Here is a 15,768-nt window from a genome sequence, read left to right on the forward strand (position 1 = left end):
TTGCAGCTTGCCCACCTCCCGCATCGCCCTCGTCACCGGCGCCTCGCGCGGCATTGGCCGCGCCCTCGCCCTCGAACTCGCGCGCGACGGCGCGCATGTTGTCGCGATGGCGCGCACGCAGGGGGCGCTGGAGGAACTCGACGACGAGATCCGGGCCCTCGGCGGTCAGGCGACGCTCGTGCCGTGCGACATCACCGACTTCGACGCCCTCGACCGCCTCGGCGCCGCGCTGTTCCAGCGCTGGGGGAAGCTCGACGTCTTTGTCGGCAACGCCGGCGTGCTCGGCGTCCTGTCGCCGCTCGCCCATGTCGATGTGAAAGACTGGAACCGCGTGATGGCGGTCAATGTCACCGCCAATTGGCGCCTCATCCGCTCGCTCGATCCCCTTCTGCGCGCCTCGGGCGCCGGCCGCGTCGCCTTCGTCACGTCGGGCGCGGCCTCTAAGGCCAAGCCCTATTGGGGTCCCTACGCCGTGTCGAAGGCCGCGCTCGATACGCTGGCGCGGACATATGCGGCTGAAGTCAGAAATGAGGGCGTCACGGTGATGATCGCCAATCCGGGCCCGATGCGGACGCGCATGCGCGCCCAGGCCATGCCGGGAGAAGACCCGATGACGCTGCCCGCGCCGGAGGATTTCGCAAAAAAATGCCTTCCGCTGCTCAGGCCCGACTGGCGCGAGAGCGGAAGGCTCTATGACTTTCCCACCGACCGGCTAATGGATTTTCACCAACCGTCGTGAGTGACGCGGGGCGCTCCCCCGCGCCTCCCGCCGTCAGTGATGATGACGATGCCTCTTGTGCGGAACCGGAGGCGGGGGCGGAGGCGGAGGCGGAACAAAGGTGAGCGCCAGGCTCTCGACGCCCGCGTTCCAGCCGATGCCGGCGCCGGCCTCGATCTGGAAGGGCTGCAGCGAGAAGGTGTTGTCCGAGCCGCCGACGAGGACCGCGCCGCCGCCGCCAACGCCGATCTTCGCCGACACGTTCGGGCCGACATAGTTGCCGGCGAGCGCGCCCGGGCCGACCTTGCCGGTCGCCGCGATGACGCCCCAGGCGAGTTCGCCCTGGCCGTTGATGGTGACGTTCGGGCCGACTTTGGTCAGCGTGCCGGTGTAGTGGGCCGGCGCAACGCCTTCGGCGTCGTCATTATACATGCAGTCGATCTGCTGATTCTCGACGAGGACGCTGAGGCCGTTGCCGAGCAGCTTGCACTGCAGCGTGCCCACGCGGTCGCCGGCGAAAGCCGCGGCCGGGGCCAAAAGCGCCAGGATGGCGGCGCCGCCCAGCATACGGCCCATTTTAAAACGGATGGACATCTGGAAACTCCTCCTCTTTTTCTCTTCGGGCATTCCAAGCCCTTATCCGCGATCGCAAACAATCTCATTTGCTACGCATAAGGCGCACTATAGGACATCCGGCGAGATCGCTACAGTAGCTACAGGAACCCCGCCAACAAGCGCGTGCGTCGCCGCACATGGCATAACCTGACTGTCCTCCTGGACTTTTCCCTGATTCGCAAACCCTTGCAAACAGGGGATAACCGAACGATCTTGAGTTAAGCTCTCGTGGCGCCGCACCCTATGCGACGCAAGGACGCGGCGGCGGAGATCAAGCAATGAGAGGCTACCTCCCTGTTTTGTATGAGCCTCAGCTTTCAGGCTCGGATCTGGAGGCGCTGCGGGCCGCGGTCGCGGCGCTGGAACGTCAAAGTTTCGCGGGACGCGTCGCCCGACTCGCCGGCCGGAAAGTCAGGCTCGCCAGCAGCCCCCTCCCCCCGCAAATGAAGGAGATGGCGACGGCGGCCGCGCGGAGGGCGCTGGGGACGGCTCTGGCTGTTGCGCTGTCGAGCCTGGAAGGCGCGCCGCAGGGAGATACGACGCGCCTGCACAGGCGTCTGGCCGCTTTCGCTGGCGGAATTGGGGGCGCCGTGGGGCTCGCCAGTCTTCCGCTAGAGTTGCCGCTTTCGACCACGATCATGTTGCGCTCGATCGCGGACATCGCCCGCAATGAAGGCGAAAATCTTCGCGAGCCGGAAACCGGGCTCGCCTGCCTCGAGGTCTTCGCGCTCGGCGGCCATGCCGACGACAATGTTCTCGAAGGCGGCTATCTCGCCGTGCGCGGCCTTTTGGCGAAAGCCGTCAGCGACGCGGCGCGCCATGTCGCCGCCCGGGGCGTGGCGCAGGAAAGCGCGCCGGCGCTGGTGCGTCTCATCAGCCAGCTCTCGACGCGCTTCGGCGTCGTCGTCTCCCAGAAGATCGCGGCGCAAGCGGTTCCGCTGATCGGCGCCGTGAGCGGCGCGGCGATCAATCTCGCTTTCACCGAGCACTTCCAGACGCTTGCGCGCGGCCATTTCGCGATGCGGCGGCTGGAGCGCGTTTACAACCCTGTGATGGTGCGCGCGCAATACGCACGTATCGCACGCGAGGAAGGCTATTGGGTCTAGGTTGCGCTGAATTCTTCCAGGAACGGTAGAGCCTTGCTTTCGCGCTAAAGTGGCCACTTTTCTCAGCGCTCTACAGGGGCGCCCGCCGCCGCGTCGCGTCGCGCAGATGGCCGACCTGCTGCGTGAGCCCGATATTGGCCTCGTTCTCCTCCAGCACGACGAGATCCGCGTCTCGCAGATTCCGGTCAAGGATGGACAGGTCCGCGTCTCCCTTCTCGCCGTCAGCTTCGCCGGGGACAATCTCGTAATGGCCGAGTTCAATGCCGTAATCGGGAAGCCGCATATAGAACCAGTAATCGGTTTTTGGCGGACAGGGCGCGCGGGTCACCGAAACGATGATCTGGTGCAGGAAGCTGCCGCCCATGGCGAGCACGCGTGGCGCTTTCTCGCACGCGCCGGGCGCGCCGGCGCGCTCGATCATTGCAGTGGGATAGGTCAGATCGGGCCAGAGCAGATTGAGAAGGTCGATGAGGTCGCGGTCGGGCCCATGCGGCTCGGGCGCAACGGCCCAGGTGAAGGCGAAAGGACCGATCGCCGACGGCGCTATGCGGCTCATCTCCTCCAAGGCGAGCGAAGCCCCGAGCAGATTCCAGTGCGTTCCGCCCCGAGGAAAGAGCGGAATCTCAAAGTCGTCACGGTGCGCGGCGATGAGGCCCGCCCCGTCGACGAAGCGCACGCCCTTCTCGCGCAGCGCGGCGACGTAAGGAGCTAGCTTGTCGGGCATGCTCGTCGCACGCGCGGCGCAGATCGCCGAAGCCGGCAAATCGGCGGGATAACGGCCGGCTTTGGACGGCGAGATCAAGAAGACGAACGCCTTCCCGGCCGCGTCGGTCGCGTCCTGTATTTCCCGGATCGTTGCCGCCCATTGCGAGATGCGGGCGTAATCCGGCGCGTCGCCGCGACGGCAGAATTCGTCGATGTAGATCGGCTCGAATAATTGGCCGTTGCGTCCGACCGCCACGCCCGGCGCCGCGGAAGAGCCGAAAAGCGAAAAGACAAGCTGGTTCTTGGCCCGCACGGAAATGGGGAAAACCGGCATGGCGCGGCCGAGATTGCTCGACGCCGCCTTTTGCGTCTCGCCGGCCAGGAAGGCTTCGACCGTCCAGGGCGTCGGCGCCATCTTTCGCAGGCCTTTCAGCGGCGCGGCGCTACGGATGCGCAGCTTTGGCCAATCGCGCTCGACGGCGTAGTTCCAGACATTCGCCAGGAAAAGAAACGCGATGAAGCCGGCGCAGCCGAAGATCGGCAGCCTGGCGAGCGTGAGATGTCTGGCTGCTTTGCGCATCGCTTCAGAACCGGAAGTAAATGAAGGGCTTGAACGGGTCGGCCAGCCCCTTCGCCAGCGCCGCGAGGAAGAGGATCGACAGCGTCGCATTGGCGAGAAAAGCGTGACGACGCGCGAGCGCCAGCCAGTCGAGGCGATAGCTTTCGCCCAGTCGCTGCGCAACGCACACAGCCGCCGCGATCGCCGCCACGGTCGCATATTCCGGGGGGACCGCGACCGGGGCGCTCGGCGACGCAGAAGGCTGCGCCATCAGCGAAATCAATGTGGCGGCCTGATCGAGCGAGGTTGCGCGAAACAGCGTCCAGCCCACCATCACGATAAGCATGGTCGCGATATTGGCGGCCCAGACCGGAAGGCGGTTCAACCGTTCAACGAGGAAAAGCCTGTCGAGCACGAGAAACACGCCGTTATACGCGCCCCAGAAGATGTAGGTCCACGCCGCGCCATGCCAGACGCCGGAAGCGAGGAAGCAGATCCAGAGATTGAAATAGGTGCGCGCCTCGCCCGCTCGATTTCCGCCGAGCGGGAAATACAGATATTCGCGAATCCAGCTCGTCAGCGACATGTGCCAGCGCCGCCAGAACTCCGTGACGCTTGTCGCTATATACGGCATGTTGAAATTCTCGAGCAGGCGGAACCCGAACATGCGCGCAAGTCCGATCGCCATGTCCGAATAGCCCGAGAAATCGAAGTAGATTTGCAGCGTGAAGAAAATCGCGCCCGCCCAGGCGTCTGCGAAACCAAGCGTCGCGGGGTCTCGCACGAAGATCATGTCGGCGCCGCTGGCCATCACGTCGGCGACAAGAAGCTTCTTCACGACGCCCAGCATGAAACGCGAAAAACCGTCGACGAAATCGTCGATATGCGCGTGCGGGCAGGTCTCCAGCTGGCCGGCGATATCGTGATATTTGATGATTGGCCCCGCGAGCAGCTTCGGAAAGAAGAAGACATAGAGCGCGTATAGAAGCGGCCGGCGCGCTGGCGCCGTCACGCGGCGATAGACGTCGACGAGATAGGTGATCTTCTCGAAGACGACGAAGCTCACGCCGATGGGCAGCGCGATCTCGGGAATATGGACTCCGGGCAACGCCGCCGCGCGCAGCAACGCATCGAGGTTCAGGGCGAGGAAGCCCGTATATTTGTAATAGACGAGAATTGCGAGATTGGCCGCGACGCCGACCGCGAGCCAGCGACGCGCTCCCGTCTCGTTCGTCCGCTCTTCGGCGCGGGCGCGCAGGAGCGTCTCACCTTCCGCCCGCTCGACATGACCGATCAAGTCGACGCCGCCGCCCGATAGCGCGGCGATCCGCTCCGCCACGTAAAGGTCGAGCGCCACGGAAGCGAAAACCACGAAAATAAAGGTCGGCTCGCTCCAACCGTAGAAGACGACGCTGGCGAGAAGCAGAATGATCGCCCGCCGGCGGCGGTCGGCGCCAAAGAAAAGATAAAGCAGATAGACTGCTGGCGCAAAAAGAAACAGGAACAGCGGCTCGTAGAAAAGCATGAGGTTTCCCGGGATCGTCAGCGCCGCCGCTGTCTAACAAGCAAAGCGCGCAGCGGCAACTTTCGCCGATCTATACTCAGGCTTCCGCTAACCCTACGCCTCCCTGTCCTCGCGCCGTCTATTCGGCCGACGCGACGTTAAGCCTGCGCCGCCGGCACGGGCGCAGCCGGATGCTCGTCCGCCGGCGGGCGCTCCAATCCGAGGGCCTGCACCGATTGGGCGAGCTGGCCGATAACGGTCGCGCGCTCTTCGGCGAGACGGGCGCGATCCGCCTGCGCCTCCTGCAAGGCCGCCGCCATTCCCGCCGCCATGCGCTCGCTCTCCGCCAGCGCCTGGCGGATGCTTGCTTGCGTCTCGCCGAGTCTGGCCGCCGAGGCGCGCTCCGCGTCGAGCGCCTCCATCGTTTCAGCCAAAAGCTGGCTGATGGAGGCGTATTGTTCGACCACATGGGCGCAGTCCGCCTGCGCTTCCTGCAAGGCGGCCGCCAGCTCCGCCCCGCGACCCTCGGCCTCAGCGAGCGTCTGCCGGGCGCTCGCCTGCGTGGCCGCCAGGGTCTCGCTCAGTTGGGCCGACGCCGTGCGCTCCGCTTCGAGCGCTTGCGTCACTTCGGCCAAGGTTCGGCTGGCGACGGCGTGCTGCTCGGCCTGAATTGCGCATTCCGCCTGCGCGGCCTGCAATGCGGCCGTCAGTTCGGCGCTCCGCCGATCGCTCTCGGCCGATTGCCGCGCCGCTGCTTCTTTCTCCGCCTCAAGGGAATTTCGCGCGTCGCACAGCGCCCTTTCCAGTTCCTCCCGCGCCGCCGCGACTTTTTTGAACTGGGTTTCAAAGGGACCAAGCAACTGCCTGAAAGCGATGTAGCTATGCGTGAACGTCTCGATGCTGGCGTCGAGCGACGCATCCGCGCCGCCGGTCGCGACGAACTGATCCACGAGATCATAGAAACTGCGAACGAGAGGCTGGCGCGGCTTCTGTCCCGACAAGCCGGAGCGATTGGCCTCAGGCCTGACAATCGACTGAACGGCGATTTCGAACTCTCGCGGCTCGACATGGATCTCAGACCCGACGAAATCCAGCAATTTCCGGGCATTCGGCAGAGGGTCGACTATCCACTCTTCATATTGAATGAAACAGCGGTCTCGGCCCCGCGTGTGCCGGAGCGCGTCGACCATGTAATCGAGCGCGCGAAGCTCGCCCGTCTGCGGATCGAGGCCGTCGCGGGTTTGAAGCGAAATCGCGACATGGGCGGGATTTCGCAGGCAAACCACGAATCGCGGGCGCAACCGCAACTCGGCGAAGATCTGATTCCACATCGGCATGAGCCGCGTCGTTCGCGGATCCTTGAAGCCCACGAGCCCGCCTCGCGCCAGGATCGCCTCCAAACATCCCTTGAGGCGCTCGCGGATCGGCCGGACGCGAAAATCCGCCCACCATGCAGGCGGCAAGGGAAAATCATGCGTGGGGGAAAAATAGCCTCTGTCGAACAAGGCGAGCGCCTCATCCTGGAGGCCGACAACGTCCCAGCGTTCGAAATGACCCAGCTCGTTGCCCTTACAGGGGCCGGCCTCATCGGCCATGTCGACGCCCATCAACCCGAGCGCATTCGCACAGAGCGAGGTGCCGCTCCGGTGCATGCCGACGACGACGAAAACCGGCCGCTCGGCTTGGGCCGCCCGACTTGCCGGTTCAGGAAGGGCATGCGTACGAAGTGCAATTTCGCTCATCTGGAATTCCGACGGAATCATGGCCGCAATCTTCCCGTAACACCGCAATACAGATAACTTTCCCGCCCTGTCCAGATCTACATAAGCGCGGCCGCGTTTTTCACAGCGGAAACGCCGCGAATACAGCGCCGTGAAAGCAGGGAGGAACTTTTCATTTCAAAACCGGGCGAAAGACGCCGCGCGGGACGGAACGCGCGACCGGGGACGGGGCGTTTTGGCCTCGCATCGAGCCTTGCGCGGCCGCTTCCTTGCCCCTATCACCCTCCCCCATGGCCGACGATTTCTCCCCCAAATCCGATTTTCTGCGCGTGCTCATGGAGCGCGGTTTCGTGCATCAATGCTCGGACTTCGCCGGGCTGGACGAGAAAGCGCTGGCCCGAGGCCTTCCGGCCTATATCGGCTTTGACTGCACCGCCCCCTCGCTGCATGTGGGCTCGCTGCTGCCGATCATGATGCTCGCCTGGCTGCAACGCACGGGCGGCAAGCCCCTGCCGCTGATGGGCGGCGGCACCACGCGCGTCGGCGATCCTTCCGGCAAGGATGAAAGCCGGAAGCTGCTCACCGTCGAGCAGATCGACTCCAACAAGGCCTCGATCAGGCGCGTCTTCGAGCGGTTTCTCAGTTTCGGCGAAGGTCCGACCGACGCGCTGATGCTCGACAACGCCGACTGGCTCGCAGGCCTGAACTATATCGAGTTCCTGCGCGACGTCGGGCGGCATTTCTCGGTCAACCGCATGCTGACGATGGATTCGGTGAAGCTGAGGCTCGAACGCGAGCACGAGCTTTCCTTCATCGAATTCAATTATATGTGTTTGCAGGCTTACGACTTCGTCGAGATCAACCGCCGCCACGGCGCCCTGCTCCAGATGGGCGGCTCCGACCAGTGGGGCAATATCGTCACCGGCCTCGATCTCGGCCGCCGCATGGGGACGCCGCAGCTCTACGCGCTGACCTCGCCGCTGCTGACGACGGCCTCCGGCGCCAAAATGGGCAAGACGGCCGCGGGGGCCGTCTGGCTCAACGCCGACATGCTGTCGCCCTACGACTACTGGCAATATTGGCGCAACTCCGAAGACGCAGACGTCGCGCGCTTCCTGAAGCTCTTCACATTCATGCCGATGGACGAGATCTCCCGCCTGGCGGCGCTCGAAGGGGCGGAGATCAACGAGGCGAAGAAGGCCCTCGCCACGGAGGCGACGGCGCTCGTCCATGGCCGCGAGGCGGCCGAGCAAGCCGCCGAGACCGCCCGCCGCACCTTCGAGGAAGGCGCGCTGGCGCTGTCCTTGCCCAAGGTGTCAGTCTCCGCTGACGAAATCGCAGCGGGGCTGGGCGTTCTGTCCGCCTTCGTCAAGGCCGGGCTCGTGGCCTCGACCGGCGAAGCGCGCCGCCAGATCAAGGGCGGCGGACTGAAGTTGAACGACGTGGCGGTGACCGACGAACGCGGGACGCTCACGGAGAAAGACTTCGAAAAGGACGGCGTCGCCAAGCTGTCGCTTGGGAAGAAAAAGCACGTGCTGCTGGAGCGCGGATGATTTCCTGCGGGAAACCCGTCATACGGTCCTTCATCGCCCCTCCGGCATCCGCGCGGTCCCGTCCAGCACGCCCATGATCTTGCGCATCAACCCCGGCGCGATGGCCGACAGCGGGTTAACATTCACGACGGGCGACGAGAGCGAGCCCAGCACGCGATAGTTCAGCGCGAAGATGCCCTCGTGCTGGCCGCCTGTGATGACGAGACCGACGACCGGAATGTTCGACAGCAGGCTGTTCAGCGCATAGGCCGGCACATAGGAGCCCGAAAGATCCAGCCGGTCGCGCGGAAAGTCGATATAGCCGTCGAAGGTGAGGCCGATCTCGGGGCCGGACATGACGCCCTCGCGCACCCCGAGACGCCCGCCTGACCAGGTGAAATTGGACTGCAGCCGGCCGACCCGCACCGACTCGGGATCAAAGCGCATGACGCCGCGATCGTCGGTGCGCGAAGAGCCGCCTTGGGCCATGAGCTGGCGCATGGTCGGTTCGCCCTTCACGTAGAAATCGCGAATGTTGATGGCCCCGTCGGCGCGGCCCTGCCCGAGCAGCACGTTCGCGTTGAGCGTGCCGTTTTCCATTTTTCGATAGAGGTCGAGGAAACCCAGGAACGAGCCGGCGTCATTCGTCGACACGTCGAGCTGCTGCCCGCCGCTCTGAGCGCGCGTCATCGCGACGGCGAGCTGGTCGCGCCCGAAATTGCCCGTCAGCGAAACGGCGCGCGGGCGCCCTCCCCGGCTCTCGAATTTCAGGTCGACATTGGAGAGGATCTGCTTGCCGTGCCCTGTGACGATCGGCGCCTTGAAGTCGACGTCCATGTCGTCGCTCGCGCTCTTCCCGCCGCCGCCGGCCTTTTCGCCATTCGAGCGGATGAGCGCGCCGAGCATTGGACGCGCGTCGAAATTGGAGCCGCGAACGACGACCCTGAGAGCCTCCCCCGACCGCGAAATATCCGCCTTCATGTCGTCGCCGGGCGAGAGCCGCAGCGGCGCCAGCCTGGCGGCGCGGAAGGCGCCGTCCTTGCCGAGCTCGATGACGCCCTGCGCCTGCGCCGGGCTCGCGTCGAAATTGAATTGCTCGAGCGCCATCCCCTCGCCCCGCCTGGCGATCACGAAGGACGCCCTGGCGGGTTTCCCGGCAGGTTTGGACAGGCCCGGCACCGGATTGTCGAAGCCCGTCCGGGTCAGGTCGAGCTCGATATGCGTATTGAGGTCCTCGACCGGCAGCGGCGTTCGCACGATGGCCGCGACCGGTCCGCTGACGCCGGCGACGGCATAGCCGGCGCGCTGCCGCGCGGCTTCGTCGAAGGAGAAGGTCAACTGCGCCTGCGCGGGCCCCTTCTCGCCGAAGCCGCGACGCACGTCGAGCGTCGCGGGCGCCCCGTAGATGCGGCCGCTCCCGTTGACGCGCAGGCCGGCGTGATCGGCGATGACGCGTAGCGTCGCCCCCTCCAGCCGCTCCTTGCCGATCAGCTTCTCGATGACGAGATTGCTCGCCACCGCGTCGATGGCGAAACTCGTATGCTCGTCGCGGGCGTTGTCGCCGATCTCGAAGTCGATCCGGAGCCGCCCGTCGATCTGTCCCTTGATCGCCCCCGGTTCGACCGGAATCGTCGCATGGGACGACACGCCGGGCAGCGCCAGGAGATCGGCCACCGCCTCGACGCTGCCGGCGACGCGGAGATCGAGCGCGGCGGGCGTCGGTCGCAGCGCGTCGTCGGCGACGGCGAAACGTCCTTCGGAAATCGTCAGCCGCCGCCCCGGCCCCGTATCCAGCACGCCGGAAGCGGCCTCGAAGGACGCCGTGCGGCCAGTGACGTGAAGGCGGCCGGAGACGCCAGTCAGCGGCGCCATGCCGTCAAGCACGCCGACAACCGTCCCGTTGACGATTTCGCCGGACGCCTCCAGCGACTCGTCCGCCGGCGGTCGGCCGTAACGCATCGCCGTGAGCGCCGCTTCGTCGAACGTGCCTGTATAATGGGCATGTTTCAGAAAGCCCGCGGGGACATGGTCCACGAACCATGCGCGCACCGGCGCAACGACATGCGTGGGCCACAGTCTTGCGAGGGCGCGGATTTGCGTATCGTCGACGTCCAGCGTGTAGGAGACGTTTATCCCGCCGCGATAGTTCAAAGCGCCGCTCGATTCGATGCGCACGTCCGGCCCGGAGAAGGCGAAGCGGTCGAACAGGATGCGCCCCTGCCCGTGCATCAGCCGCGCCTCCAGCGCGCCGTCATTGATCGCGACAACCTTCTCGTTCGCCCGCTCCGGCGCCGCCTGGGTCGGCTTTACGAGCCAAAGCGCGATCATCCAGGCGTCGGCGCCGGGATCCGCGCCGGCAGGAAGTTCGGCAGGGGCGACCGCCTCGCCGGCGATCGCCATATCGAATCCGCCGGCCTTGAACTGGACCGGCGCGACGATAAGCTTGCGGGCGCGCCGGTCCCAAACCGCCCGAGCGGCGATGCGTTCGACCATCACCGGCTCGTGATCCGGATCATCGAGCCGAAAGAACCCTTTGCCGATCTCGAAGCCGCCCTTGGCCGCAAGGACGTTGTCGTCGGGCGAGAGAGAGAAGTCCAGGTCGAAGCCGAGAGACGCATCCGTATCGAATTGCGTCGTACGGAACCCGCCCACCAGGGAAATCTCGTCGATCGTCAGATCGCGCACATGCGCGACGAACTGCCTTTGCTGACCCGGCGCGCCTTTCGCCGCCGCCGTCGCTTTCCACCGACGCGACGGGCCCGCCGCCGAAAAACTGAAGCGCATCGCGCCGTCGCTCTTGGCGAGGCTCAGGGCGACATCCTTGTACTGGATTGTCCGGTCGATGGTGCGATCGTCAATTGTCAGGCGGCCGTGTTGCAGGCCGAGCTTGTCGAGGGCGCCGACCGGACTGTCCGGGCTCGTCGCGAAATCCATCAAGGCGCGGAGCGCGCCCGCCGCGGTCTTCATCAGCGCCGTGCGTTCGACGGGAGCGGCCGGGGTCGCTGCGGCGTCAGCCCCGGGCGGCGCAACCTTGGGGGAGGCCAGCCGCGCAGCGCCGGCGGAGATCGCGATCGTCCCGTCAGCCTGCAATGAAAGCCGCAAATCGAGGTCGAGAACCTCGAGCCGGCGCGGCTGCACGCGCCCGACGAGCAGAGACGGCAGATCGAGCGACACCTCCGCGCGCGGCGCGGCCAGAACGGCGCGACCGCCCGTCTTCACGACGAGATGGTCGATCGTGATCGTCGGGCCGTGGTCGCTATTGGCGATCGAGGCGCCCCCCAGATCGAATTCGAACCGCCCGGCAAACCGCTCGTTCAACGCGGCGACAATGCGCGGCGTCAGCGAAACGAGGCTGATAGGCCCCTGCGACAGCAGGAAAAAAAAGCCGCCGATGGCGAGGCAAATAAGCGCCAGCGCTCCAAGGCCGGCGAACAACAGGCCCCGCAGCATACGCCGGGAGCGCGCGCGTCGGCGCCGCGGCGGCGGCAGAAAAGCCGCCGGCCGGTCGTCGCGATGGTCGCGCGCGCTCTGGTCGGTCAAAAATCCTCTCTCGGGGCCTTCCCCCTCGGGCGCCGAAAATTAGCGCATCCCGACAGTCGGCGCCCCTTGCCCCACGGCGCCGACTCTGCATTCTTTGACGGGATTCTAAATGCGGTTGCGACGAAAGGAAGGCGCAATGGCGACGAAAGCGGCGACAAAAAAACCTGCGGCCGGCAAATCCACGGACAAAAAGCCCGCCGAGGCGGAGCCCGCCGTCAAGGCGACGGCCGAAAAGCCGGCGATATCCGGCCCCGAACCCGCCATCTTTCTGAACGAGGGAGATTCGGCTCCCGACTTCGCGCTTCCCGGCGCGGGAGGAGAAACGGTCTCCCTCGCCGCGCTCAAAGGCAGGAAAGTCGTCCTCTATTTCTATCCCAAGGACGATACGTCCGGCTGCACCAGGGAAGCCGTGGAGTTTAACGCTTTGCGCGACAAATTCGCCAGGGCGAAGACCGTCCTTGTCGGAATGTCGCCGGACCCCGTCAAAAGCCACGACAAATTCCGTGACAAATACGAACTCGCCTTTCCGCTCGCTTCGGACGAAACGAAGCGGACGCTGTCGGCCTATGGCGTCTGGGTCGAGAAAAGCATGTATGGCCGCAAATATATGGGCGTCGAACGCTCGACCTTCCTTATCGACGCGACCGGCAAGATCGCGAAGATCTGGCGCAAGGTGAAAGTGCCCGGCCACGCCGAGGAGGTGCTCAAGGCGGCGGAAGGGATTTGAACCGACGGCGGCGCCCGCCCCTCATGCACGCATTTCGAAAGGCGCCAAGGCCGTCATGGCCGGGCTCGCCCCGGCCATGACGGCCTCCTGGATAGGTGTGACCCCCTTAGCCTCTCCCGCATGCGGCAAGAGGGAACGACACGTCAATTATGCTCGTGCTCGACGCTCGCCGGCGCGACGTCGGCCGGCGCCGTTCCGCTGGCCGCCTTCCTTGCGATGATCTTGGAGACGTCGTCCACGCCCTTCTTCGCGGCCGCCAGGTCGGGCTTCAAGGCGAGGGCGGCCTCGTAATCGGCCTTGGCCTTTTCATAGTCCTTCTTGCCGCGCCACGCGTTGGCGCGATCGAGCAGCGCGGTGGCGTTCCTGGGATCGGCCTTCGCCGCGGCGTCGAAATCCGCGAGCGCCTTGTCGAAATCGCCCTTGGCGTAATAGCAGCCGCCGCGTCCGATGAGAGCGACGGCGGATTTCGGGTCGCGCTTCAGCGCCTCCGAATAGTCGGCGATGGCGCGGTCATGCTCGCCTTTTGCGTGATAGTAATTGGCGCGGGCCGCGTAGGGCGCGGGCGATTTCTTGTCGAGCTTCAGCGCCTCTTCGACGTCGGCCAGCGCTTTTTCGGCGTCGCCCTTGATGCGCCAGGCGGAGGCGCGCGCCATGAAGGCGGCGGCGCTTTTCTTGTCTTTTTCGATGGCCTTGTCGTAGTCGGCGATGGCCGCGTCAATGTCGCCCTTCGCATGCTCCGCCGCGCCCCGCGCGAGCAGAACCACCGCCGACGAGGGATCGATCTCGAGCGCCTTGCCGTAATCCTCGACGGCGTGGGCGTAATCGCCCTTGGCCTGATAGGCGCCGGCGCGGTTAACATAGGCCGCGAGCTGGTTCTTTTTCGGCTCCTTGCCGATATCGGCGATGATTTTGGCGCAGCCGGCGATCCGCTCGTCCGGATCGGAGGACCTGCACTGCGTCCAGGCTGGATTGAGCCCTGCGGCGAGGGATTGAGAAGCAGTCGGCAGACCAGCGAAAAAGGCGAACGCCGCCGCCGCGCGGATCGCGCCGGAAAAGTGAGCAGCCATGTTTTGGATCGGCTCCGTGATCTCGAGGTGTAGAGTGGCGCGTTAATCCTACTCGTTCAGTGGTCTTTCGCAATGCCGAATTCGAGGGTTTGCGCCTGCGCCGTCGACGGGGATACGCTAGACGCAATTCACGATTCGCTTTGGAGAAAACGATGATCGTCTCGACGACCAATGAAATTGTCGGTTACCGCGTCGTCCGGCATCTCGGCCTGGTGCGCGGCATCACGGTCCGGTCCCGGTCGGTCGTCGGCAATTTCTTCGGCGGAGTCCAGACCATTTTCGGCGGCAAGCTCTCGGTCTACGTCAATCTCGCGGAGGCGACGCGACAGGAGGCTTTCGACCATATGTGCGAGCACGCCTCCGACGCCGGCGCCAACGCCATCATCGGCATGCGCTACGACGCCAACGAAATCATGGATGGCGTGACCGAGGTGCTCGCCTATGGCACCGCTGTGGTCGTCGAGCGCGCATGACGCGAAAATGCTTCTGCCTGCGGGAGAAACTGGGTAAACTGGCGCTCGATGACCCTTCTGACCACAACCGACGAACTCGCCGCCGTCTGCGACCGCCTCTCGCGTCACCCCTTCGTGACCGTCGATACCGAATTTCTTCGCGAGACGACGTTCTGGCCGAAAGTCTGCGTGATCCAGATCGCGTCGCCTCACGAGGCCGTGGCAATCGACGCTCTCGCGGACGGCATTGATCTGACGCCGTTTTTCGGATTGATGGCGAATCCGGACGTGGTCAAGGTTTTCCACGCCGCGCGGCAGGACCTCGAAATCATCTGGCGTCTGGCGCGGCTGATCCCGGCCCCGCTTTTCGACACCCAGGTCGCGGCCATGGTTTGCGGTTTCGGCGAACAGGCGTCCTATCTGGAGCTGGTCAAGGCGATCACGCGGGCGAACCTCGACAAGTCGTCCCGCTTCACCGACTGGTCCCGCCGCCCGCTCTCGGCCGCCCAGATCGACTACGCCATCGCCGACGTCACTCATCTGCGCGACATCTACACCACCCTGCGGGCGCGGCTCGAACGCTCCAACCGGCTGGACTGGCTGGCCGACGAGATGGAGACGCTCACCTCGCCCGCCACCTATGAACAGCATCCGGAAAACGCCTGGGAGCGCCTGCGGCATCGCGCCCGCAAGCCGCGCGACCTTGCGGTGCTGATGGAGCTCGCCGCATGGCGCGAGGCAGAGGCCCAGAGCCGCGACGTGCCACGCTCGCGCGTCCTCAAGGATGACGTGCTGATCGAGATCGCCCAGTCGGCGCCCCGCAGCCCGGAGGCTTTGGCGAATTTGCGTTCTTTCCCGAAGGGCATGGAGCGCTCGCGCGCAGGGGCGGACATTATCGCGGCGGTGGAGCGCGGCCTCGCCCGCGACCCCGCGGATGTTCCGCGCATCGAGCGCGAACGGCGTGGCTCCAACGGCGCAACCGTCGAGCTGCTGAAGGTGTTGCTGCGTCAGGTGACGGAGCAGACCGGCGTCGCGGCGAAGATGATCGCCACGGTCGAGGATCTCGAAGCCATCGCCAATGACGACCGGGCCGACGTGCCGGCGCTGAAGGGCTGGCGCCGGGCGATTTTCGGCGAAAAGGCGCTGGAGCTGAAGGGCGGGCGCCTCGCCCTCGCCGTCGAGAACGGCAAGGTCGTCACCTTCGACTGGCAGGACGCCGATTCCGAGGCGGCCTCGGGGCCCCGGCGCGCCGAGCCGCCTGCCGGCCCGGAAGCCGAAGCCGAAGCGTCCGCATCCGGCTGACGTTTCCACCCAAAGCCCAAATATTCGCGCGGCCCGCCGGCTTCCCTGCGGCGGCGCCGACGCGCCTGTCGAACTGCCTGCGACAACGCGGCGCAGGAGTGGGAATGCGCGGATCGAACTGATGGAAGGGAGGCTCTTGAGGAGCCCATTCCTTGGGCAGTTTAATAGAATATTTCTATCATAATTCCATGCAGCCCCTTGATCGCACATAGGTTTCGAG

General features: G+C 65.4%; 12 protein-coding genes. 6 read left to right on the forward strand and 6 right to left on the reverse strand.

Translation table 11 applies throughout. From position 1 onward, the window contains the following. Nucleotides 1-7: 7 nt before the first annotated feature. The gene (locus ACNHKD_RS13295) at nucleotides 8-739 is read left to right on the forward strand and encodes an SDR family NAD(P)-dependent oxidoreductase (RefSeq protein WP_442753965.1); all 732 of its coding nucleotides are present in this window, start codon (nucleotides 8-10) and stop codon (nucleotides 737-739) included. A 33-nt stretch (nucleotides 740-772) separates the two neighbouring features. On the opposite strand, the gene ACNHKD_RS13300 is transcribed toward ACNHKD_RS13295, so the two are convergent. After that, a complete protein-coding gene (locus ACNHKD_RS13300) occupies nucleotides 773-1,312 on the reverse strand; it encodes a DUF992 domain-containing protein (RefSeq protein WP_442753966.1) in 540 nt (179 codons plus the stop codon). 299 nt (nucleotides 1,313-1,611) lie between these two features. Between ACNHKD_RS13300 and ACNHKD_RS13305 the strand changes: the two genes are divergently transcribed. Then, nucleotides 1,612-2,439: an EcsC family protein gene (locus ACNHKD_RS13305; protein ID WP_442753967.1), complete on the forward strand. Its 828-nt coding sequence runs from the start codon at nucleotides 1,612-1,614 to the stop codon at nucleotides 2,437-2,439. Nucleotides 2,440-2,509: 70 nt separating this feature from the next. Here ACNHKD_RS13305 and ACNHKD_RS13310 read toward each other — a convergent pair whose 3' ends face one another. The 3 genes from ACNHKD_RS13310 to ACNHKD_RS13320 all read right to left on the reverse strand — a co-directional run bounded on the left by ACNHKD_RS13310 (nucleotide 2,510) and on the right by ACNHKD_RS13320 (nucleotide 6,949). Beyond that, nucleotides 2,510-3,724, reverse strand: a complete 1,215-nt coding sequence (locus ACNHKD_RS13310) for an alginate O-acetyltransferase AlgX-related protein (RefSeq protein ID WP_442753968.1) — start codon at nucleotides 3,722-3,724, stop codon at nucleotides 2,510-2,512. A 4-nt stretch (nucleotides 3,725-3,728) separates the two neighbouring features. Then, entirely contained in the window at nucleotides 3,729-5,228 is a 1,500-nt protein-coding gene (locus tag ACNHKD_RS13315; protein ID WP_442753969.1) for an MBOAT family O-acyltransferase, read from the reverse strand. Nucleotides 5,229-5,365: 137 nt separating this feature from the next. Beyond that, nucleotides 5,366-6,949, reverse strand: a complete 1,584-nt coding sequence (locus tag ACNHKD_RS13320; protein WP_442753970.1) for a hypothetical protein — start codon at nucleotides 6,947-6,949, stop codon at nucleotides 5,366-5,368. Between the two features lie 269 nt (nucleotides 6,950-7,218). Between ACNHKD_RS13320 and tyrS the strand changes: the two genes are divergently transcribed. Further along, nucleotides 7,219-8,481 (forward strand): tyrosine--tRNA ligase, encoded by a 1,263-nt coding sequence (gene tyrS / locus ACNHKD_RS13325; RefSeq protein ID WP_442753971.1) that lies wholly within the window; start codon nucleotides 7,219-7,221, stop codon nucleotides 8,479-8,481. Nucleotides 8,482-8,511: 30 nt separating this feature from the next. Here the strand turns inward: tyrS and ACNHKD_RS13330 are convergent, their stop codons facing one another. Further along, a complete protein-coding gene (locus ACNHKD_RS13330) occupies nucleotides 8,512-12,000 on the reverse strand; it encodes an AsmA-like C-terminal region-containing protein (protein ID WP_442753972.1) in 3,489 nt (1,162 codons plus the stop codon). Nucleotides 12,001-12,262: 262 nt separating this feature from the next. On the opposite strand from ACNHKD_RS13330, the gene ACNHKD_RS13335 reads away from it, so the two are divergent. Then, nucleotides 12,263-12,727, forward strand: a complete 465-nt coding sequence (locus ACNHKD_RS13335) for a peroxiredoxin (protein WP_442756897.1) — start codon at nucleotides 12,263-12,265, stop codon at nucleotides 12,725-12,727. A 143-nt stretch (nucleotides 12,728-12,870) separates the two neighbouring features. Here ACNHKD_RS13335 and ACNHKD_RS13340 read toward each other — a convergent pair whose 3' ends face one another. After that, nucleotides 12,871-13,794 (reverse strand): tetratricopeptide repeat protein, encoded by a 924-nt coding sequence (locus tag ACNHKD_RS13340; RefSeq protein ID WP_442753973.1) that lies wholly within the window; start codon nucleotides 13,792-13,794, stop codon nucleotides 12,871-12,873. A 152-nt stretch (nucleotides 13,795-13,946) separates the two neighbouring features. Between ACNHKD_RS13340 and ACNHKD_RS13345 the strand changes: the two genes are divergently transcribed. Then, nucleotides 13,947-14,267 carry a YbjQ family protein gene (locus tag ACNHKD_RS13345; RefSeq protein ID WP_442753974.1) on the forward strand — a complete coding sequence of 107 codons (321 nt, stop codon included), beginning with the start codon at nucleotides 13,947-13,949 and terminating at the stop codon, nucleotides 14,265-14,267. Nucleotides 14,268-14,315: 48 nt separating this feature from the next. Beyond that, nucleotides 14,316-15,548: a ribonuclease D gene (rnd, locus tag ACNHKD_RS13350; protein ID WP_442753975.1), complete on the forward strand. Its 1,233-nt coding sequence runs from the start codon at nucleotides 14,316-14,318 to the stop codon at nucleotides 15,546-15,548. Nucleotides 15,549-15,768: the final 220 nt, after the last annotated feature.

Origin of the sequence: Methylocystis sp. JAN1 (assembly GCF_052186135.1) — a bacterium.
Classification (GTDB): Bacteria; Pseudomonadota; Alphaproteobacteria; order Rhizobiales; family Beijerinckiaceae; genus Methylocystis.